At 67.6% G+C, this 18,558-nt stretch carries 18 protein-coding genes, 1 tRNA gene and 2 pseudogenes; 14 read left to right on the forward strand and 7 right to left on the reverse strand.

Going from position 1 to position 18,558, the window contains the following annotated elements:
• Window positions 1-107 precede the first annotated feature (107 nt).
• The 3 genes from HH310_RS05840 to HH310_RS05850 all read right to left on the reverse strand — a co-directional run bounded on the left by HH310_RS05840 (window position 108) and on the right by HH310_RS05850 (window position 4,324).
• Window positions 108-1,217, reverse strand: coding sequence for an MHYT domain-containing protein (locus tag HH310_RS05840; RefSeq protein ID WP_169174385.1), 1,110 nt, complete (start codon window positions 1,215-1,217; stop codon window positions 108-110).
• Between the two features lie 508 nt (window positions 1,218-1,725).
• Window positions 1,726-2,940: an Ig-like domain-containing protein gene (locus HH310_RS05845; RefSeq protein ID WP_169174386.1), complete on the reverse strand. Its 1,215-nt coding sequence runs from the start codon at window positions 2,938-2,940 to the stop codon at window positions 1,726-1,728.
• Window positions 2,941-3,070: 130 nt separating this feature from the next.
• On the reverse strand, window positions 3,071-4,324 hold the full coding sequence (locus HH310_RS05850) for an Ig-like domain-containing protein (RefSeq protein ID WP_169174387.1): 1,254 nt from the start codon (window positions 4,322-4,324) through the stop codon (window positions 3,071-3,073).
• A 165-nt stretch (window positions 4,325-4,489) separates the two neighbouring features.
• Between HH310_RS05850 and HH310_RS05855 the strand changes: the two genes are divergently transcribed.
• The 3 genes from HH310_RS05855 (at window position 4,490) to HH310_RS05865 (ending at window position 8,957) form a co-directional block, all read left to right on the forward strand.
• A tRNA-Lys gene (locus HH310_RS05855) sits at window positions 4,490-4,565 on the forward strand.
• Window positions 4,566-6,227: 1,662 nt separating this feature from the next.
• Entirely contained in the window at window positions 6,228-7,682 is a 1,455-nt protein-coding gene (locus tag HH310_RS05860) for an FGGY-family carbohydrate kinase (protein WP_169174388.1), read from the forward strand.
• Between the two features lie 93 nt (window positions 7,683-7,775).
• Window positions 7,776-8,957 (forward strand): LCP family protein, encoded by a 1,182-nt coding sequence (locus HH310_RS05865; protein ID WP_169174389.1) that lies wholly within the window; start codon window positions 7,776-7,778, stop codon window positions 8,955-8,957.
• Window positions 8,958-9,063: 106 nt separating this feature from the next.
• Here the strand turns inward: HH310_RS05865 and HH310_RS43080 are convergent, their stop codons facing one another.
• Window positions 9,064-9,873, reverse strand: coding sequence for a cysteine/serine endopeptidase inhibitor (locus HH310_RS43080; RefSeq protein WP_211191825.1), 810 nt, complete (start codon window positions 9,871-9,873; stop codon window positions 9,064-9,066).
• Between the two features lie 598 nt (window positions 9,874-10,471).
• Between HH310_RS43080 and HH310_RS05875 the strand changes: the two genes are divergently transcribed.
• The 10 genes and pseudogenes from HH310_RS05875 (at window position 10,472) to HH310_RS45235 (ending at window position 15,426) form a co-directional block, all read left to right on the forward strand.
• Entirely contained in the window at window positions 10,472-11,089 is a 618-nt protein-coding gene (locus tag HH310_RS05875) for a hypothetical protein (protein ID WP_169174390.1), read from the forward strand.
• Complete coding sequence (locus HH310_RS05880) at window positions 11,086-12,135, forward strand: SRPBCC family protein (protein ID WP_169174391.1); 1,050 nt, start codon at window positions 11,086-11,088, stop codon at window positions 12,133-12,135. The genes HH310_RS05875 and HH310_RS05880 overlap by 4 nt, the downstream gene beginning before the upstream one ends.
• Window positions 12,132-12,335, forward strand: a pseudogene (gvpJ, locus tag HH310_RS45720) (gas vesicle protein GvpJ); the annotation flags it as partial. The gene HH310_RS05880 and the pseudogene gvpJ (HH310_RS45720), both read left to right, overlap by 4 nt.
• Before the next feature lie 146 nt (window positions 12,336-12,481).
• The gene (locus tag HH310_RS05890) at window positions 12,482-13,243 is read left to right on the forward strand and encodes a GvpL/GvpF family gas vesicle protein (protein WP_169174393.1); all 762 of its coding nucleotides are present in this window, start codon (window positions 12,482-12,484) and stop codon (window positions 13,241-13,243) included.
• Window positions 13,244-13,245: 2 nt separating this feature from the next.
• On the forward strand, window positions 13,246-13,488 hold the full coding sequence (locus HH310_RS05895; RefSeq protein ID WP_169174394.1) for a gas vesicle protein GvpG: 243 nt from the start codon (window positions 13,246-13,248) through the stop codon (window positions 13,486-13,488).
• Window positions 13,489-13,521: 33 nt separating this feature from the next.
• The gene (gene gvpO, locus HH310_RS05900) at window positions 13,522-13,881 is read left to right on the forward strand and encodes a gas vesicle protein GvpO (protein WP_169174395.1); all 360 of its coding nucleotides are present in this window, start codon (window positions 13,522-13,524) and stop codon (window positions 13,879-13,881) included.
• A complete protein-coding gene (gvpJ, locus tag HH310_RS05905) occupies window positions 13,881-14,210 on the forward strand; it encodes a gas vesicle protein GvpJ (protein ID WP_169174396.1) in 330 nt (109 codons plus the stop codon). Before gvpO ends, gvpJ (HH310_RS05905) begins: the two co-directional genes overlap by 1 nt.
• Window positions 14,194-14,952, forward strand: a complete 759-nt coding sequence (locus tag HH310_RS05910; RefSeq protein WP_169174397.1) for a GvpL/GvpF family gas vesicle protein — start codon at window positions 14,194-14,196, stop codon at window positions 14,950-14,952. Before gvpJ (HH310_RS05905) ends, HH310_RS05910 begins: the two co-directional genes overlap by 17 nt.
• Window positions 14,949-15,158, forward strand: coding sequence for a gas vesicle protein (locus HH310_RS05915; RefSeq protein WP_169174398.1), 210 nt, complete (start codon window positions 14,949-14,951; stop codon window positions 15,156-15,158). The genes HH310_RS05910 and HH310_RS05915 overlap by 4 nt, the downstream gene beginning before the upstream one ends.
• On the forward strand, window positions 15,130-15,426 hold the full coding sequence (locus tag HH310_RS45235) for a gas vesicle protein K (protein ID WP_169174399.1): 297 nt from the start codon (window positions 15,130-15,132) through the stop codon (window positions 15,424-15,426). Before HH310_RS05915 ends, HH310_RS45235 begins: the two co-directional genes overlap by 29 nt.
• Before the next feature lie 349 nt (window positions 15,427-15,775).
• Here HH310_RS45235 and HH310_RS45240 read toward each other — a convergent pair.
• The 3 genes and pseudogenes from HH310_RS45240 to HH310_RS05935 form a co-directional block, all read right to left on the reverse strand.
• Window positions 15,776-15,967, reverse strand: a pseudogene (locus HH310_RS45240) (helix-turn-helix domain-containing protein); the annotation flags it as partial.
• The gene (locus tag HH310_RS05930; protein WP_396027492.1) at window positions 15,954-17,360 is read right to left on the reverse strand and encodes an MFS transporter; all 1,407 of its coding nucleotides are present in this window, start codon (window positions 17,358-17,360) and stop codon (window positions 15,954-15,956) included. The pseudogene HH310_RS45240 and the gene HH310_RS05930, both read right to left, overlap by 14 nt.
• A gap of 50 nt (window positions 17,361-17,410) precedes the next feature.
• Window positions 17,411-17,797: a helix-turn-helix domain-containing protein gene (locus HH310_RS05935; protein ID WP_169174401.1), complete on the reverse strand. Its 387-nt coding sequence runs from the start codon at window positions 17,795-17,797 to the stop codon at window positions 17,411-17,413.
• Between the two features lie 115 nt (window positions 17,798-17,912).
• Here HH310_RS05935 and HH310_RS05940 point away from each other — a divergent pair, with 115 nt between their 5' ends.
• A complete protein-coding gene (locus HH310_RS05940; RefSeq protein WP_169174402.1) occupies window positions 17,913-18,542 on the forward strand; it encodes an NADPH-dependent F420 reductase in 630 nt (209 codons plus the stop codon).
• Window positions 18,543-18,558: the final 16 nt, after the last annotated feature.

Genomic DNA, 18,558 nt, shown 5'->3' on the forward strand with positions numbered 1-18,558 from the left:
TGGAGCGGATCGCAGCCTAAGTGCGATCCGCTCCCCGCGCCGCCCCGTGGGGACGCTCCCGTATCGTCGGTGCCGAATCTTGATCTTGCTGGCCGGCAAGCATTCGTTCAGCGGCCGGCGGAGCGGTCCCGGTAGGTCCAGGAGCCCGAGCTCAGGCCGGACTTGTTCGGTCGCGCGGATTCCTGCTGCGATTCCCGGTTGCCGCCGAATGTGGACTGCGAGTCCCCGTTACGGCCCGACCGGTTGCCGCTGCCGTCCCCGTTGCCGCCGCCGTCGCGATAGCTGCCGTCGCGATTGCCGCCGTCGCGATTGCCGCCTTGACTTCCGCCGCGCCAGCTGCCGGCATGGATGCCGCCCTCGCGGTTGCCGCCGAAGGTCTCGCGTGGACCGCCGAACTGCGGGCGTGCCTGCGCCTGCGCCTCCGCGGCCGCTTCGGCGGCGGCCAGGCCGTCGCGACGCGACGCCAGGTAGGCGGCCGCCGCACGGTCCTCTTCGGTGGGCGCGGCCAGCAGGGCGTACGCGAGACCGATGATCGCGAAGACCACGCCGAGGCCGATGGCGATGATCATGCTGGAGGCGGACGCGCCGCCCGGCTGGCTGGCGGTGGCCTCCACCTGGACGCCCATGGCCGACATGCCGGTGAAGTGCATGCCGTTCACCGCGACGCCCATGACCAGGGCGGACACGAAGATGATGAACGGGGTGTGCACGGTCACCGCGAGCCACAGCGCGACCGTCGCGGCGACCACCGCGATCGCGATCGACAGGCCCACGCGCGCCATCCCGTACGAGATCTCGCCGTTGAGATGCATCGCCGCCATGCCGGTGTAGTGCATGCCCGCGACGCCGAGCCCGGAGATGACGCCGCCGGTGACGATGCGGGCGTTGCGGGCGCCGGTGCCGAGCGCCGCGATCGACAGCCCGACCGCGACCGCCGCGACCGCGATGATCGCGCTGGCCGCGGTGAGCCCGACGTCGTAGCGGATCGGGCTACCGTCCACACTGAAGCCCAGCATGGCTACGAAGTGCATGCTCCAGATCCCGGTGCCGCCCAGCGAAACCGACGCTAAGACGAGCCACCAGATGCGCTCGCCTCGTGTTTTCGCCGCGCGCAGCCGGACCGCGCAGGTGAGTGCCAGCATCGAGCCGAGCACCGACAACACGTAGCTGATCGTCGGGGTGATCCACCCGTGGTCGAAGTGATGGATGTGGGCCATCCCGGTTCCCTCCACGACGCTGTCGCGGCCTGAGTCATCGGGATGCACCTTGCGTCACGAATCGGATTCCCGGCACGAACAACGCGAGTCGTCTTCGCGTTGCAAGCTATCCCAGGTCAATGTGCATAGACACCGATCTTCCGGCAATCGATCTAGACGGTCCGGACCAATGATCACAAGATTTCGGCCAGACATCGATGACCTCGCGGTGCATGCGCGAATCATCCCAACGGCGTTGTCCATAGCCGACTCGGACGTTTCTCACGACCCGCGGGTGAACACTTCGAGGTCAGCCCGCCCGCAGCGGCCCGCCACTATCGTAAATTTCCGATATGTACGCAGGGTCGGTATTGATTCCGGCATCGGGAGTCAGCGTATTCTCAGCGACTTCCCAATTTCCCGTCAAGCGCGGCGCCTTTGCCGGGTGGGGCGAAATTCCGGCGTACGGGGGACGGAAAAGGCCCGGTCGTCGCCGACCGGGCCTGCAGAACTCAGCGTGCCGATGTGCTCAGAGGTATGAGCCCTTCTTGTACTGGTCCCAGCTCATGTTCCAGTCGGTCCAGCCGTCGCCGTTCTTCAGTTTTTCCGGGGTGCCGGCGACGATGACCGGGTCGCCCATCAGCGTGCGGTCGAAGAGCCACTTGCCCATCGCCTCCGACACGTTCACGCAGCCGTGCGAGACGTTGACGCGGCCTTGCTGACCCTCCGACCAGGACGCGGCGTGAACGAACTGGCCGCTCCACGTGATCCGCTGGGCGTAGTCGATCGGGGTGCGGTAGCCGGCCGCGCCGTCCGTGTCGGTGGTGTCGAAGACGGTGTGCTCCTTCTTCTCCATCACCACCATGGTGCCGCTCGCCGACGGGGTGCTCGGCTTGCCCAGGCTCACCGGGATCGTCTTGATGACCTTGCCGTTCTGGGTGACGGTCATCCGCTTCGTCTTGTCCTGCACCGTCATGATCATCGAACGGCCGATCTTCAGATCGACGGTGACGTCGGAACGGCCGTAGTAGCCGCTTCCCAACGGCACGCCGGCCAGCTGGATCTTGTAGAAGACCTTCGAGTTCGCCTTCCAGTAGACCTTCGGCCGGTAGTGCACCTCGGTCGGGCTGATCCAGTGCCACGTGCCCACCTGGGCCGGGGTGGCGGTGACCGTCATCCGGCGCTCCACGTCGTCGCGGTAGCTCTCCGGAATCGAGCGGCTGAACTTGACGATCAGCGGCATGCCGACGCCGACCGTCTGCCCGTCGCCCAGGAAGCTGGTCACCCGGATCTGCTTCGTCGGCTTCGACATTGTGGTGAAGCTGCTGGTCGTGGTGCCGCTCTTACCCTCGGTAGCGGTGCCCTTGACGGTCACCGTGTACTTCGTCTTCCAGGCCAGCGCCTTCGCCGGTGTCCACGTCTTGGTGTCCTTGTCGAGCGTGCCATCGACCTCCTTGCCGTCCGGCCCGGTGACCGTGACGGTGGTGTTCGATGGATCGTCGCTCGTGTACTTAACGTCGGTCGCGGCGATCACGTCGGTCGCCTCCGCCTTGGGTGACGTGACCGCGACGGTGCTCTGGGTCGGCGCCGGCGCCGGATTGCTCGAGGCGCCGCCGGTGGCGCCCGCCTGCCAGGACGACGACTTCTTGTCGCCGCCGCCGCAGCCGGAGCTGAGCAGCACAGATCCCGCGATCAACGCAATCGCGGCGATCCGCCACCGCTGTTTCACTCCGTTGATGTTCATGGTCTCCTCATGGCGTCGTCGTTCCAGGCGCCCATCTTGCTCTATAGATTGCCCTGTCAAAAGTCCCGGAATCGTGCCGTTCTAGGGTCTCTCGTATCCCAGACGTAACCGAGGTCACTCTGGTTGCCTGTCATCGCAAACTTTCCGGAACCGGAAGCGCGCTGCCCTTGATGAACTCCGCCCAGCTCACGTTCCATGCGGTCCAGCCGTCGCCGTAGGCCAGCTTCACGCCGGTCCCCTTCACCACCACAGGATCCCCCACGAGGGACTTGTCGAACAGCCATCGGGCATTCGACGGGGACACGTTCACGCATCCATGAGAGACGTTGGTCCGGCCCTGGGAACCGACCGACCACGGCGCGGAGTGGATGTACTGTCCGCTCCAGGTCAGACGCTGTGCGTACTGGATTTCGGTGCGGTAGCCGTTGACCGGCCCGAGCTCGGCGGTGGTGTCGAAGACCGTCTGCGCGAGCTTGTCCATCACGACCATCGTTCCGCTGTCGCTCGGCGTGCTCTTCTTGCCCAGGCTGACCGGCATCGTCTTGACCGTCTTACCGCTGTCCTGGACGGTCATCTTCTTCGTCTTGTTGTCGACGGTCATGACGAACTTGCGCCCGATCTTCGAGGTCGCGGACCGGTCGCGGTCGCCGTACCGCCCGCCGCCGGTGGGCAGGCCACCCACGGCGATCCGCACGGTCAGCTTGGTGCCGGTCTGCCAGAAGTCGCGGGACCGGTAATAGGCCTGGGTGCCGTTCGCCGTCCACGCCCAGACGCCCGGCTGCGGCGGGTCGGTCTGCACGAACATCCGCTTCTGCACGGCGGCCCGGTCGGCCTTCTTGATGCCCGGGTTGAACTCGACCACCACCGGCATGGCCACGCCGTACGTCTTGTTGTCGAAGAGGTAGAGCCCGGTGCCGGTCTTCTTGCCCGGGGCGCCCATCGTGGTGAAGCTGGTGCTCGCCGTCTTGGTCTGACCGTTCTCGGCGGTGGCGACGACGCTGGCCGTGTATTTCTGCTTGGTCTTCAGCGGCGCCTTGGGCACCCACGAAGACCCGTCCTCGCGCAGCCCGCCGGAGACCGCCTTACCGGCGGAATCCTTGAGGGTGACCGTGGTCACCTTGGCGCCGGACACCTTGAAGCCGATCTCGGTGCTGACGGGAAGGTTGGTCTTTCCCGCGGCCGGAGTGACGGCCAGCTCGATGGGGGCGGCGGCGACCCCCTCGGTGGCCGGCCCACTGGACGTCGGCGTGGCACCGGCCGCCGCGTTGGGCGTGTCGCTCTTGTCGCTCTTGCCACTCTCGTCACCGCCGCAGGCGGACAAGGTGAGCGGCGTGATCACCGCTAACGCCACGATCGCCACCAGCGTGCGCCGCATGCTGACCATCCCTGTTGATTTTGATGGGGGACATCTGTTCGGGGGTGTGCGGGGGACATACTGCCTCATGCATGCAAGGACGCGAATCCATCCCAGGGTGGATTCCCGGCCCGGGCGGGGCGATTTCGGGGCGCGCCGGGGCGCGTGCTAACGTTTCCGTCGTTGCCAGAGAGCGCGCCGCTAGCTCAATTGGCAGAGCAGCGGACTCTTAATCCGCGGGTTGTAGGTTCAAGTCCTACGCGGCGCACCACGCTTCACCAGGCCGTATAGCTTCCGGGCTATGCGGCCTTGATGTTTGCGGGACGTGTGTGGGCGCCCCGGTTTCCCACCTCGGCGGTGCCCCGGTTTCCCACCCCGGCGGTGCCCCGGTTTCCCACCCCGGCGGCGGCCCGAATTCCTGCTCACCGGCCGGCTCGCGCCCCGGCCTCGCGCGAAGTAAGCGATCGCTGCCGCCGCGAAGCCCGGCTACGGTGATCACGGGCGCACCACCACACCATAAACACCACACGGATGAGACTGATCAGCAAACCGCGCACCATGCGGCGGACCCGTGCACCTGACCATGAGTGGCAGACCGACCTCCCCGCTAGCTAGCGGCCGGGGGGGTGGAGTCCTTCGCGTCAGAGGCCTCGGCGCCGGTCGAGTTGTTGCCACGCCCGCTGGTTGTTGCTCGTCGTCGGGGCGGGGTCGGCTCTGCCGATGGCAGCCCAGGGTCGTTTCGTGCCGCCGGCGACCGGGATCGGGGCGGGCATTGCTGCGCATCGCCGGGCGGGTCGCGTCCCACCGTCGACCCGACCGGAAGCGCCATGGAAGCCATGCAACGCCCCCCTTCAATGCCATCATGTGGGATCCCCGTCCGCTGTACGGGATTGGCGACCACATGGTGGCAGCGGGTCCACAACCTGAGAATTACATCCACAGTGGAGCATCGTTTCTCAACTTTTGTCCCTGTTTGGTCGGCCGCCTTCCCTGCCGTTTCGTAGACCTTGGATACTTAGGGCTCGCATGTGGGCGTAACTCTCCAAGGTCTCGACCAAATCCAGAATGTGGAACTGTTCAGCTGGTTCTCGCGCCGCTCACCCTCCGATGCGGTGGCCTTCCGTGGCGGACCTGAGGGCCGTCGCTGTGGGGAGCGGGGACGTTCCGGCCGTGACGGTTCCCCACACCCGCTGTGGGTCGCCACGGTGTGGGGAGCCATCGCCTCCCCGGCGTCGCGACTTTCCACACGTGGGTGAGGGTGGCCGCGGTGTGGGGAGCTACCGCCTCCCCGGCGTCGCGACTTTCCACACGTGGGTGAGGGTGGCCGCGGTGTGGGGAGCTACCGCCTCCCCGGCGTCGCGACTTTCCACACGTGGGTGAGGGTGGCCACGGTGTGGGGGGCTATCGCCTCCCCGGCGTCGCGACTTTCCACAGGTGGGTGAGGGTGGCCGCGGTGTGGGGGGCTACCGCCTCCCCGGCGTCGCGGCTGCCCACACCCGGGTGGGGGCGCCCGCTGTGGGGAGCTGGGACCTGGCCGGGCCTGGCGGCGTCGCCTCGCACGGGGACTCCCGGCCGACGGAACCAGCTGAACAGTTACAGAATGTGGTCAGAATCGCCACATAGTGGGATGGATGGACGATGCGCGCGTCCCGCCAGGCACGCTGCGCGTCGATCTGCGGACATGTGCGGCTCGTCGGGCATCTCGGCGGCGGATCTCGGTCGCGAGCTGCTAGTCGCAGAACGAGTTGGCTGCCCGGGGCCCTCGCGGCAGCACAAAGCCAGGAACGAGATGTCGCATGCGGGCCAGAAGCGGGAGACCGGGTCGGTGCGGCGGCTTGCCCTTCGCCATCAAATGCCTCCTTGAACGTGACGCCCGACTCCGGCGGGCGGGTCGGGCGCCGGGCGACGCACGCTCCGGACTTGTATGAAGACCATGCACGAGCGCGTCCTTCTCGGCGTCGATGTCGGGACCACCGCGGTCAAGACCGCGGCCTTCACCGCCCGGGGCGAGTTGCTCGCCGACCACACCGTGCCGATCGGGACGGCGCGCCCGCGCGAGGGCTGGGTGGAGCAGGACCCGGAGGAATGGTGGCGGGCGGTCACGGCCGGCATCGCCGCCGTAAGCAAAACGCTGCCGAGCGGCTCGGTCTCGTCGATCGGCGTGGTCAGCCAGGTCAACACGCACCTGCTGGTCGACGCCGACCTGCGGCCGCTCGGGCCGGCGATCGTCTGGCAGGACCAGCGCTGCGCGGCCATCGCCCGGGAGCTCGACGGGCGGTTCGACGCGGCGGCCAAGACGCGGCTGTGGGGTGCGCCGGTGACGTTGGACGCCTCGTTTCTGCCGGCCCGCGCCGCCTGGTTCGCGTCTCAGACGCCGGACGCGTGGGCGGCGGCGCGCTGGGTGCTGAGCCCGAAGGACTTCATCAACGCGCGGCTGACCGGCCACGTCGCGACCGACATGCTCGCGTCGGTGCGGTTGGTGGACGGCTCCGGGGCGTACCTGGAAGAGGTTTTGACCCTGGTCGACGGTCTGGCCCGACGGCTGCCGCCATTGCGCGACCCGACGCACCCGCTCGGTGCCGGCGTGGTGGTCGGCACCATGGACGCGTTCGGCAGCATTTTCGGCTCGGGGCTGACCGTGCCGGGCCGCGCGATGGTCTCCTGCGGCACGTCGCTCGTGGTGGCGGGCTCGTCGTCCGGCACGACCGGGCGCGGCCGTGGGGTGGTGGCGTTCCCCGAGGTGGGCGGCACCTACATCCATGCCGGTCCCACTCAAGCCGGCGGGGATGCCTTGCGGTGGTGGGCGGCGACAGCGGGCGTACGCGTCGAGGACGTCGTCGCCGAGGCGGAGCGCGCGCCGGCCGGATCGTCGGGTGTCGTCTTCACCCCGCACCTCGCGGGCGAGCGTGCCCCGCTCTGGGACTCGGCGGTGCGCGGATCGTTCTTCGGGCTGGGGTCGGACACGACCCGCCCCGACATGTCGCGGGCCGTCCTGGAGGGTGTGGCCATGTCGGCACGCCAGGTTTTCGCGGCGGTGGCGGAGGCCGGTGACCATCCACTGCCGACGGTGCGGTTCTGCGGCGGCGGGGCGCGCAGCGACCTCTGGGCCCAGATCCACGCCGACGTACTGGGTGTGCCGGTCGAGCGGCTCGCCGTGCGGGACGCCGGGGTGCTCGGCGCGGCTCAGCTCGGCGCGGTGGGCGCCGGGATATACCCGGACGTGAGCGCGGCCTCCGAAGCCACCGTGCGAACCGAGCGGATGGTGGAGCCGGACGCCGGCGCGGTCGAACTCCTCGAACCGCTGTTCCGTGTTTATACGGCGTCGTACACCGCACTGCGCGAGGTGCATCGAATCCTGGCCGAACGCACGATGAAGTCGTCTATTTAACGAGGCGAAGTCCTACCTAGACGAATATGTAATCAGCGTCTCCAGGTCCATCGGCTATCCTCCGAACCCTCGCGATCATTGTGGAGGACCCGGGTGCCGAAAAAGCCTCGTAGTGAACGCCGGAAATCGCCGGTCTGGGCACGTATCTCGCTGGCTGCCGGGATAGTCATCGCGCTTGCCGGTGGCGGCACGGCGACGTCACTGACCGTGGCGGAGCACCAGGTGAACGCCGCTCTGCCGGACCAGGATCTGCTCGGCTCGGTGCAGGGATCGAGTCAGAAGGCGCACGCGGACGTCAAGGGCGCGAAGAACATCCTGCTGGTCAGCCTCGACACCCGGCCCAGTTGGACGAAGTCGCACGAGCCCAGCCGCTCCGACTCGATCATCATCCTGCACATCCCGGCGGACCACTCGACCGCTTACATGCTGTCGATCCCCCGGGACACGCTGATCGACATTCCGGCGTACGACAACGGCGCCCAGAAGTACGGCGGCGGCGCCAACAAGATCAATTCGGCGTTCGCCTTCGGCAGCCGGGGCCTCGACGGCGACAAGGCCATCCAGGACGGCACCAAGCTGCTCGCTCTGACGATCCAGAAGAAATTCGGCATCGTGCCGGACGCCGCCGCGATCATCGACTTCTCGGGTTTCCAGAAAATCCTGCAGGTGCTCGGCAAGGTCTGCATGTACGTGGACGAGGACGTGACATCGATCCACGTGGGCCACGACAAGAACGGCAAGCAGGCGGTGCCGTACACGACCGACTCGGCGGGCGCCCACCCGAAGAAGGTCCCCGGCGTCACCGCGAACAAGTACACGGTTGGCAACCACTGCTTCACCCCGGTCGAGGCCCTCGACTACGCCCGCCAGCGCGACCTGCTCGCGAAGGGCGACAGCGACTACGGTCGCCAGCGCCATCAGCAGCAACTCCTCAAGGCCATCATGAAGACGGCCGTCAGCAAGGGGCTCAGCTCCCCCACCAAGCTGCCCGGCCTGATCAGCGCCGTCGGCAAGGCGATGGTGGTCAGCACCGGGGGCGTCTCCCTCGAGGACTGGGTGCTGAGCATGAAGTCCATCAACCCGGACAACCTGATCACGCTGCGGACGAACGCCGACTCCGGCGGCTTCCGGACCGTCCCGCAGGATCAGACCCCGCCCGGCGTCGGCGAGGCGCAATATCTGGACGACCAGAGCCTGCAGATGTTCCGCGCGGCCAAGAACGACACCATCGACGAGTTCGTCATCAACCACCCGACCTGGCTGGCCGCCAACTGACCGGCCTACGTCCCGAGGGCGCGCGACCGCAACGCGCGGCGACCGCGCGTCCGGCGAAAGCCCGCTAACGCCGTGCCGCCTCGCCGGGAGGCGGCACGGCGACGGCTCAGGCCGGGACGTTCCACTTCTGGTTGGCGGCGCCGGTGCAGGTCCAGATCCGCACCTTGGTGAGGTCGGCGGACGTGTTGCCGGTCAGGCCGAGGCACTTGTTCGCGTTCGGGTTCACCAGGTCGCGCCCGCTGGTGTAGAGCCATTGCTGCGCGGCCGTGCCGTTGCAGTCGTACAACTGCACCTTGCTGCCGCTCGTGGTGCCGGCGCCGGCGACGTCGAGGCATTTGCCGCTGTTGCGGATCGTGCCGTCGGTCGCCATCGTCCATTGCTGGGTCGCCGAGCCGACGCAGGCGTACAGGTCGACCGCCGTGCCGTTGCTGGCGACGCCGCCGGCCGCTCCGATGCATTTGCCGGCCAGGCCGGTGATCTGCCCGGTCCGTCCGGCGGGCGGCGGCGTGCTGCCCCCGCCACCGTTCCCATTGACAAACTGCCAAGTCAGATTGAGTACGCCCGGAGTTGTCGCCGGATCGGTCGAGGCGAACTGCCCGAACGCGGCCTGGCTGAGGTCGATGTGCGAGGCGTCGCAGGACGGGCACTTGTCCTTCACCGGCACGGTGATCGTCTTGCCGTTGTACGTGACCTGCACCGAGACACTGCTGCATAACGGGTCGGCGTTCGGGTTGGCGGCGGTGAACCACTGGTACGAGACGGCGACCAGCATCTGCGTGGCGGCGTTGATCGAGGTGCCGCAGGCACCGAACCCGGAGTCGTTGTAGAACGTGGCGATGCCGGACTGGGGTTGCCCGAAGGGAATGGCCGCGGCCGCCGCGTTCGCGGGCGCCGAAGCGATACCCAGAATTGTCATCAGGCCGATGGTGACAGCGAGGACAAGCTTGCGCACGGAAAACAAATCGAGCCCTTCTTGGTATAGATGTCCAAGAATATTGATCATCACGATAAGGCTGAGTGTTGATCTAGGTCAACGGCGACTTGACCAGGCACCACGTTGGTGAATATGGACAAACTGTCAAAAATGAACCGTCCCGGCCACCGAGCGTAAATATGTCGTTCACCAGCCCGGCCGGGCGACCACCCCGCACTGGATGGCCGCGCGAATCTGAGTCGCGCGTTGGCGGGTGCCGTTGCGAACCTGACGCGACGGCACCACCCGCATGGGGACCGATGACCGATTCACGAGTTTTCGACCTTGCTTCGCGGCGTTCCAGAAGAGCCCCATTAATGCGAAACCGCACCGCTTTAAATCGCTCGTCGAGCACTGCGGCATTTGTTTCATCGACGATCCCCGCAAGTGGGCTGACCTGCGATTCTCGCGGTTAGCTGCCGGACCTCGTGGGTATGCGTCGACAATGCGGCATTGCAGCCGCTCCAGGTGATCATCCTCTTTGGATGAATGGAGCCTACCGCGTTAGGAGACAGCGATGGGATCTAACGCACGAATCGCTATGGCCGTCGGATTGGGATATCTACTGGGTCGGCGCAAGAAATTGCGTACGGCGATGGCCGTCGGCAGCGCGCTTGCCGTCGGACGCTTCAGCCGCGATCCCGCTTCACTGTTGAAAGCCGGCGGTGAGTTGCTGGGCAATTCCCCGATTCTGGGTCAGGTCAGCGGGCTGGCCAAGCCGCTCACGGCCGCGGGCAAGGCGGCCGCGGCGGGCGCGGTCACCCGCGGAATCGACTCGATGGGCGACCGGATCAAGCGGCGCACCGACGCGTTGCGTACGGACCAGCAGGCCGAGCCCGACGAGCAGGATGACCAGGACCAGCAGGACGACGAGGACCGGCAGGACGAGCGCGCGCCAGCCCGGTCGCGCCGCGCCACGGCGGACGCCGAGGACGAGTACGACGACGACTACGAGACCGACGAGAACGAACCGGACGACGAGCCGGAGGAAGAGCCTCGCCCACGGCCGCGCAAGGCCCCTGGCCTGCGTCGCAGGCCGGCTCCCGCGGACTCCGGAGGCGACAACGGCAACGGCGCCGGGGCGCGCGCACGCCGATCCGACGGGGAGCAGGCCGACGGAGGCGGCGCACCAGTACGTCGGCGGGTGAGTAAGCGATGACCGACACGGCGAAAAAGGTCGCTGGTGGCGGGCTGCGCAAGCAAGCCACCGACATTCTCACGAACGAGCTCCGCAACTTGGTCGTGGCCATGGGAGAACGCGCCGCCAACAACGTGGTCGGCCGCATCGGCGGTCTTACCGACCGGTTGACCGACATCGCGGAAGGCCGTGGGAAGCCGGGCGAGATCGCCGCGGCGACCGGAGCCAAGGCCATGGCCGATGGCAAGTCACCCGTGAAGTCAGCGTTGAAAGCGGGACTGGCCGGCGTCAAAGCCAAGATCACCGGTGCCTTCGGCGGGGGTGGCGGCGGAGGAGGCGGAAAGAAGATCAAGGTAGTGAACATCATCGAGTCCGTCGATGTCGGCGTGCCGGTGCGGGTGGCGTACGACCAATGGACGCAATTCTCGGACTTCCCCAGCTTCATGAAGAAGGTGGAGAGCGTCGACCAGGAATCGGATGAGAAGGCGAACTGGAAAGCACAGGTGTTCTGGTCGCACCGCACCTGGGAGGCCACCATCGTGGAACAGGTGGCCGACCAGCACATCACCTGGAAGTCGAAGGGCGCGAAGGGCTCGGTCGACGGAACGGTCAGTTTCCACGAGCTCGCCCCGTCCCTGACCCGGATCCTGGTGGTCCTGGAGTACCACCCGCAAGGCCTCTTCGAGCGCACCGGGAACATCTGGCGCGCGCAGGGGCGCCGGGCCCGGCTCGAGCTCAAGCATTTCGTCCGCCACGTGATGACTCACACGATCATCGAGCAGGACGAACTCGAGGGTTGGCGAGGCGAGATCCGCGACAGCGAGGTCGTCGTCAGTCACGAGGACGCCATCCAGCAGGAGCAGGAGCAGGAGCAGGGGCAGAAGCAGGAGCAGGGCGAGGAAGACCAGCAAGAGCCGGAAGAAGACGAATTCGAAGAGGAAGAAGACGAAGAGGAAGCGGAAGACGAAGAGGAAGAGGAGCGTCCCCGGCATCGACCCGCACGACCGCGCAATGGTCAGCGAGCGCGCCCGGCGCGCAGCACCACCCCCGGGAGGTCCCGCCGATGACAACCGCAGTCCAATCATCCTCGCCGCTCGGTTCGGGTGACTCCTCCTCGCTGGTCGACGTCATCGACACCATCCTCGACAAAGGTCTGGTGATCGATGCGCAGGTCAACGTTTCCATCGTCGGGATCAACCTGATCAGCATCGATGCCCGCGTCGTCATCGCGAGTGTCGACACCTATCTGCGATTCGCCGAGGCGGTCAACCGGCTCGACCTCACCGAGAACCAGGGCGCGGGCCTTCCCCAGGTCGTCGAGGGCGTCGGAAAGAAAAACATGATTTCGAAGGCCGGCGACATTCTCGGTGAACTGACCAACAGCAGCGAGACCCGCCGACGGGAGCGTTAGCCATGACCGAGCAAACAGCCACTTTCCTGTACGGCGTGGTGCCCTCCGACATCGAGCCGACCTCGGACGCGCGGGGCATCGGCGACCCGCCGGCCCGGGTCACGATGGTGACCCATGGCGACGTCGGTGCCCTGATCAGCGAGGTGTCACTGGACCGTTCGCTCGGGCGTCCGGAGGAACTGCGCGGCTACCAGAACCTGCTCGACGGCACGGCCGCGTTGGCGCCGGTGCTGCCGGTGCGTTTCGGCACCGTGTTCACCGACGAGGACGCGGTCGCCGCATTGCTCGCCGAGCATCACGACGATTTCCGCGCCGCGCTGGACGAGTTGGACGGCCGGTTCGAATTCATCGTGCGCGGCCGTTACGACCAAGCCGCGCTGCTGACCGAGGTGCTCGACGAGAACCCGGAATTGCGCCAGCTGCGGGACGAGGCCCGGCAGCTGCCCGAAGAGGTATCGGTCGGGGTGCGTACCCGGTTGGGGGAAATCGTCAACCAGGCCGTCGAGGCGAAGCGAAACGTCGACACCCAAGCCCTGGCCGACCTCCTGCAGCCGGTCGCCGGCCAATTGCTGATACGCCAGCCGACCAGCGAGACGGACGCGGCGAACATCGCCCTGCTCGTCGACACCGAGCGGCAGGACGACCTGGAGAAGGCGGTGCACCGGGTCGCCGAGGACTGGTCGGGCCGGATCAATCTGCGACTGCTCGGCCCGCTCGCGCCGTACGACTTCGTGGCCACGCTGCAGCCGCCGACGGAGGGATAGGCATGGGCGGAATCATCAGCGGAATCGTGACCGCTCCGCTCGCCCCCGTTCGATTACTCACGAGCGTCGCGAGGGTTCTGCAACGCGAGGCGGAACGAGAGTTGTACGACCCGGTGCGGCTGCAGCGCCGGCTCGAGGAACTGGAGGAGGCCCACGACGCGGGTGCCGTTTCCGACGACGAATTCGAGCGCGGGCAACAAGAAGTCCTGAACCGCATGATCGACCAGCGCGGTCCTCGCCCATGACGGCCTGGACCCGCTGGAGAAAGGGGGTGCGAGATGCCTGCCGGCCGACGCGAAGGACAAGTTGACGTCACCCGGGACGTGTCGCCCGAAAAGCACGACCAATACGACGACGAGGAATTCGCCGAGGAAATGTCGCCGGCCGAGGTGGTCGGCGCGGCGCTGCAATACATCACCGAGTTCACCGGCAAGGACCTGCGGGGTGTGGTCTCGCTGGAGCCGTCGGAGCACGGCTGGGTCGTCGGCGTGGAGGTCATCGAGGACCGGCGAATTCCGTCGTCCAACGACGTGCTCGGGTTGTACCTCACCGAGATCGACGCCGATGGATACCTGCGCACCTATCGACGCACCAAGCGGTACCCGCGGGGTCGCGGGGAGAGCGGCGAGGTGAGCTGATGACCTACCCGCAGACGGCCGAGGCGCGAGGCCATCAGCCGGCGAATCTGGGCGACATTCTGGAACGCGTGCTGGACCGCGGCATCGTGATCGCCGGCGATATCCAGGTCAATCTGCTCGACATCGAATTGCTGACGATCAAGCTGCGGCTGCTCATCGTCTCGGTGGACACCGCGCGGGAGATCGGCATCGACTGGTGGGAGCACGATCCGTGGCTCACGTCGCGCGCCACCAAGGCCGCCGTCAAGCCGGGGCCGGGTACGCCGTACGAGATTGAGAACGCCCCCGTGCTCGACGGATCGGAGCGACGCGATGACCGGCAGTACTGAGGGCGTGTGGCTGCACGCGGTCGTCCCGCACATCGATCCGGCCACGTTGGACGGTGTGCCCGGCATGGACGGGGTCCGGCTGTCGGTGGTCCGGGCGGCCGGGCTCACCGCGGTGGTCAGCAAGGTGCCGCTGTCGCGCTACGGGGAGGAGCCGATGCTGCGCAACCTCGAGGACCTGACCTGGCTGGAAAGCGCGGCGCGGGCGCACCACGTGGTGGTGGACGCGCTGTCCCGGGTCGGCCCGGTGGTGCCCGCGCGGCTCGCAACCGTCTATCTCGACCCGGACGGGGTGGCCACATTGCTGACCGATCGGCGTGACGACTTCGTCGACGGGCTGGACCGGGTGGCCGGGCGTGCCGAGTGGGGCGTCAAGGCGTACGCGATGGAAAGCGTGACCGAAACGCCCGGCGCGGCCGAGTCGGGGACCGCGTATCTGCGCAAACGCCGGGCACAGCTCACCGCGCACAGCGAGGGTCTGGAGAATGCGGCGCGCGAGGCGTCGGCGGTGCATGCCACACTGGCCCATTTCGCGGCCGGCGCGCGGCGGCACGCCCCGCAGGATCGGCGACTGTCCGGTGCTGAGACGGCGATGGTCCTCAATGGCGCCTATCTGGTGGATCAGGACCGGGTCACCGAGTTCACCGAGCTGGTCTCCGCGCTGTCGAAATGTCACGCCGCGGTACGAATAGAGCTGACCGGGCCGTGGCCGCCGTATTCGTTCATCGCCGGAGAGACATCATGACGGACCTTCTCTATCAACCTGTTCCGCTCGTCGATCTGCTCGACCGGGTGCTGGCCACCGGGGTGGTTATCACGGGCGACGTCACGATCTCCATCGCGGAGGTGGACCTCGTCCGGATCTCGCTGCGCGCGCTGGTCGCGTCGGTCGGCGCACTCGCCGAGGACGGGGAGGGGTTCGATGTCTTCGGATCGGCATCTCTCGGTTGACCCGGATTCGGTCGGGCGCGGCCTGGCCGCTCTGGTGCTCACCATCGTCGAGCTGATTCGTCAGCTCATGGAACGGCAGGCATTGCGACGGGTCGATGTGGGCGATCTCAGCGACGACCAGGTGGAACGGATCGGCAGCACACTCATGGCGCTGGACGAGCAGATGGTCCTGCTCCGCGAGCATTTCCACCTCGAGCCGGAGGACCTGAATCTGGACCTCGGCCCGCTCGGCCCGCTTCTCCCCCGTTCCGGAGATGGAACGCATTGAGAACCATCTCCGCATAATGCTGCCAGAGCGCCGGGTCGTTCAACTCCAGCACGATGAGCTGGCGGACGGCGCCGCAAAGCACGACGCGTACGTCGATCATTCCGGCATCCGGCCGGATCGGCCCGTACGCCTTGGCCTTGTCCAGCAGTTCGCTGATCTGCTCGAGAATCTCCTCGGCCGGCAGGATCGTCCCGTTGAAGAACGCGTCGGCCAGTACCCGATCCGCGGACAGCGCCTGGAAAAGCGCGGGCACGTAGTCAAGGAGCTCCCGATACGGATCGAGGCCGTCGAGCGCTGCCCGGGTGCGTTCCGCCAGCGCCTGAAATTGCTCGCGCGCGACGGCCAGCACGAGATCCTGCTTGGTCGGGTAACTGCGATAGACCGTGGCCTTCCCGACACCGGCCCGCGCCGCCACCTCGGGCACCGTCACACCGAGTCCCTGCTCGGTGAACAGGTGCCGGGCGGCGGCGATGATGCGCGCGTGGTTGCGGACCGCGTCGCTGCGCTTGGCCTCGTTAGTCACGCTCTCAGTGTTGCGCACGCGCCCGCGGGATCAGCGCCGCCGCGACCATGGCCACGACCGTCGCGGCGACGCAGAACACGTACGCGACGACGAACGAATGATCGTCCGGCAGCACCGTGGCGGCGGTGACCCCGGCGGCCAGGATTCCGGCGATGACCTGGGTGCCGACCGAGGACCCGACGGACCGGACCAGCGCGTTGACGCCGGCCGCCTCCGCCGCCCGGGCCGCCGGTTCCGCGTCGACGATGATCGTGGGGATGACGGCCAGGGCCAGACCGACGCCGATCAGCGCGACGAACGACCAGGCCAGCACCGACAGCTGGCTGCCGCTGGCGGCGGCGAGCAGGGCGGTACCGAGCGCGGTCACCCCGGCCGCGGCGGCGAGCGTGGTGCGGCCGCCGACACGCCGGTACAGGAACGCGGCGAGCGGCCCGCCTGCCATCATCACCAGGCTGCCGGGGGCCAGCAGCAGACCGGCGCGGGTGGCGTCGACGCCGAAGCCGTAGCCGGTGCTGCCGGGTGCCTCGGCAAACTGCGGCACCAGCACGAACACGCCGAACATGCCGCAGCCGACCAGGAACGTCGCGATGTTCGTGATGAGCACCGGTGGCCGGGTCAGCAGTCCGAGGTGGATCAACGGTTCGGCGCTGCGCCGCTCGAACAGCACGAACACCACCAGCACGAGCAACCCGCCGATGATCAGGCCGAGCGTGCGTCCCGAGGTCCAGCCCCAGTGGCTCGCCCGGCTGATCGCGAGCAGCGGAAGCGTCACGCCCACGCCGAGCAGCAGCGCGCCGACCACGTCGATCCGCCCGCCGTTGGCCTTCCCCGGCTCGGGCAGGACGAGGCCGACCGCGACCGCGGACAGGGCGGCCATCGCCGCGGTGATCCAAAAGATCCAGCGGTACGAGGTGTGGTCGACGATCAGCCCGCCGACGACCAGGCCGAGGCCGCTGCCCACGCCGAAGACGGCGGAGATGATGCCGATCGCCCAGGCGCGGCGCTCCGGTGGGAAGGCCACCCGGGCGATGCCGACGCCGAGCGGGATCACGCCGCCGCCCGCGCCCTGCAGCACCCGGCCGGCGACGACCAGTGCCAGGTTGGTGGACAGGGCGCTGACCAGCGATCCGACCGCGAACACGACGAGCGCTACGACGAGCAGCCGGCGCCGGCCGTAGAGGTCGCCGAGCCGGCCGAGAACCGGCGTGAGGACGGCGGAGGCGATCAGATAGGCGGTGAGTGCCCAGGTCACGCTCTGTGCGTCGGAATGCAGAGCGGCGGCCAGCGCGGGCAGCGCCGGCAGGATCGTGGTCTGTGCCAGCGCGTACGCCAGTGTGCCGAGCCCTATCGCGGCAAGCGCTTTCATGGTTCCCCGTTCTCGTCGTGTCCCGCCGCCATTATCCGGACCCATGGGTCCGTTTCGGCAACGTGGCGATGAACACGTACGGGGAAAGGGGTGCCCTACCGGGGGCGGCTGTCGTACTCCTCCTGGGCCCTCTCCACCTCGGGCATCTGGCCCTGGAGGTGGCTGAAGAAGTCGAGCAGGCGGTCGGCGAAGCTCTGGCCCATCGGGGTCAATGAATACTCCACGTGCAGCGGGAACGTGCTGTGCACGGTCCGCTTCACGAAGCCGTCGCGCTCCAGGGTCTGCAGCGTCTGGGCCAGGATCTTCTGACTCACGCCGTCGACCCGGCGGCGCAGGTCGTTGAAGCGCCGTGGGCCGTCGGCCAGGGCGCCCAGGGTGAGGCTGCCCCATCGGCCGGTCACGTGCTCGAGCACCGGGCGCGACGGGCAGGTGCTCGCGAAGACGTCGTAATACTCCGCGTTCCGGGTTTCCGCTGCCGCCATGGCTCGATGTTATCTCTTACACAGCGGGATCTTTTGGTTTGCGGTTTCTTCTGGAAACTGCAAACCTGGAGAAACCAAGCGACAGCAAGCAAGCTTTCGGACATAGGAGACGATCATGAAGGTCGCAGTCATCGGTGCCGGGGCGTTCGGGGGCGCGTTCGCCAAGGCCGCGGTCGCGGCGGGGCACGACGTATCGATCACCGCACGTAACTCCGAGCACGCGACGAAGGCGGCGGCGGACAGCGGCGCCACCGCTCGCACGAACGACGAGGCGATCGACCGGGCCGACGTCGTCGTACTCGGCATCCCCGGACTGATCGCGGCGGAGTGGGCCGACGAGTTCGCCGCCAAGTTGTCGGGCAAGGTCCTGATCGACGCCACCAATCCCGTTAACGCCGACATGTCGGACACGTTTACCGCGGGTGCGTCCTTTGCGGAGGAACTCCAGAAGAAGGTGCCGACGGCGCACGTGGCCAAGGCCTTCAACGCGATCCTGGCCAGCCGGATGAGCGCACCTCGGGAGGCCGGCACGCCGCTCGACGCTTTCGTGGCGGGCGACGACGCCACCGCGAAGCAGGCGGCCGTGGAGCTCGCCGGCAGCCTCGGCTTCGGGCCGCGCGACATCGGGGGCTTGCGCATGGCTCGCTCGCTCGAGGAGATCGCCTTCTTGAACATCGCCCTGAACAAGACCAACGGCTGGCAGTGGCAGAGCGCGTTCCAGCTCGTCGGCCCGACCGCGGCCTGACGCCTTGGGGGCTGCG

Source organism: Actinoplanes sp. TBRC 11911 (genome assembly GCF_012933445.1).
Taxonomy (GTDB): domain Bacteria; phylum Actinomycetota; class Actinomycetes; order Mycobacteriales; family Micromonosporaceae; genus Actinoplanes.

What these genes read in the sequence shown, in the direction of transcription:
- HH310_RS05840 (WP_169174385.1), bottom strand. Translation starts at nt 1,217, where the DNA reads ATGGCCCACATCCATCACTTCGACCACGGGTGGATCACCCCGACGATC.
- HH310_RS05845 (WP_169174386.1), bottom strand. Translation starts at nt 2,940, where the DNA reads ATGAACATCAACGGAGTGAAACAGCGGTGGCGGATCGCCGCGATTGCG.
- HH310_RS05850 (WP_169174387.1), bottom strand. Translation starts at nt 4,324, where the DNA reads ATGGTCAGCATGCGGCGCACGCTGGTGGCGATCGTGGCGTTAGCGGTG.
- HH310_RS05860 (WP_169174388.1), top strand. Translation starts at nt 6,228, where the DNA reads ATGCACGAGCGCGTCCTTCTCGGCGTCGATGTCGGGACCACCGCGGTC.
- HH310_RS43080 (WP_211191825.1), bottom strand. Translation starts at nt 9,873, where the DNA reads ATGACAATTCTGGGTATCGCTTCGGCGCCCGCGAACGCGGCGGCCGCG.
- HH310_RS05875 (WP_169174390.1), top strand. Translation starts at nt 10,472, where the DNA reads ATGGCCGTCGGATTGGGATATCTACTGGGTCGGCGCAAGAAATTGCGT.
- HH310_RS05880 (WP_169174391.1), top strand. Translation starts at nt 11,086, where the DNA reads ATGACCGACACGGCGAAAAAGGTCGCTGGTGGCGGGCTGCGCAAGCAA.
- HH310_RS05890 (WP_169174393.1), top strand. Translation starts at nt 12,482, where the DNA reads ATGACCGAGCAAACAGCCACTTTCCTGTACGGCGTGGTGCCCTCCGAC.
- HH310_RS05895 (WP_169174394.1), top strand. Translation starts at nt 13,246, where the DNA reads ATGGGCGGAATCATCAGCGGAATCGTGACCGCTCCGCTCGCCCCCGTT.
- gvpO (WP_169174395.1), top strand. Translation starts at nt 13,522, where the DNA reads ATGCCTGCCGGCCGACGCGAAGGACAAGTTGACGTCACCCGGGACGTG.
- gvpJ (WP_169174396.1), top strand. Translation starts at nt 13,881, where the DNA reads ATGACCTACCCGCAGACGGCCGAGGCGCGAGGCCATCAGCCGGCGAAT.
- HH310_RS05910 (WP_169174397.1), top strand. Translation starts at nt 14,194, where the DNA reads ATGACCGGCAGTACTGAGGGCGTGTGGCTGCACGCGGTCGTCCCGCAC.
- HH310_RS05915 (WP_169174398.1), top strand. Translation starts at nt 14,949, where the DNA reads ATGACGGACCTTCTCTATCAACCTGTTCCGCTCGTCGATCTGCTCGAC.
- HH310_RS45235 (WP_169174399.1), top strand. Translation starts at nt 15,130, where the DNA reads ATGTCTTCGGATCGGCATCTCTCGGTTGACCCGGATTCGGTCGGGCGC.
- HH310_RS05930 (WP_396027492.1), bottom strand. Translation starts at nt 17,360, where the DNA reads ATGGGTCCGGATAATGGCGGCGGGACACGACGAGAACGGGGAACCATG.
- HH310_RS05935 (WP_169174401.1), bottom strand. Translation starts at nt 17,797, where the DNA reads ATGGCGGCAGCGGAAACCCGGAACGCGGAGTATTACGACGTCTTCGCG.
- HH310_RS05940 (WP_169174402.1), top strand. Translation starts at nt 17,913, where the DNA reads ATGAAGGTCGCAGTCATCGGTGCCGGGGCGTTCGGGGGCGCGTTCGCC.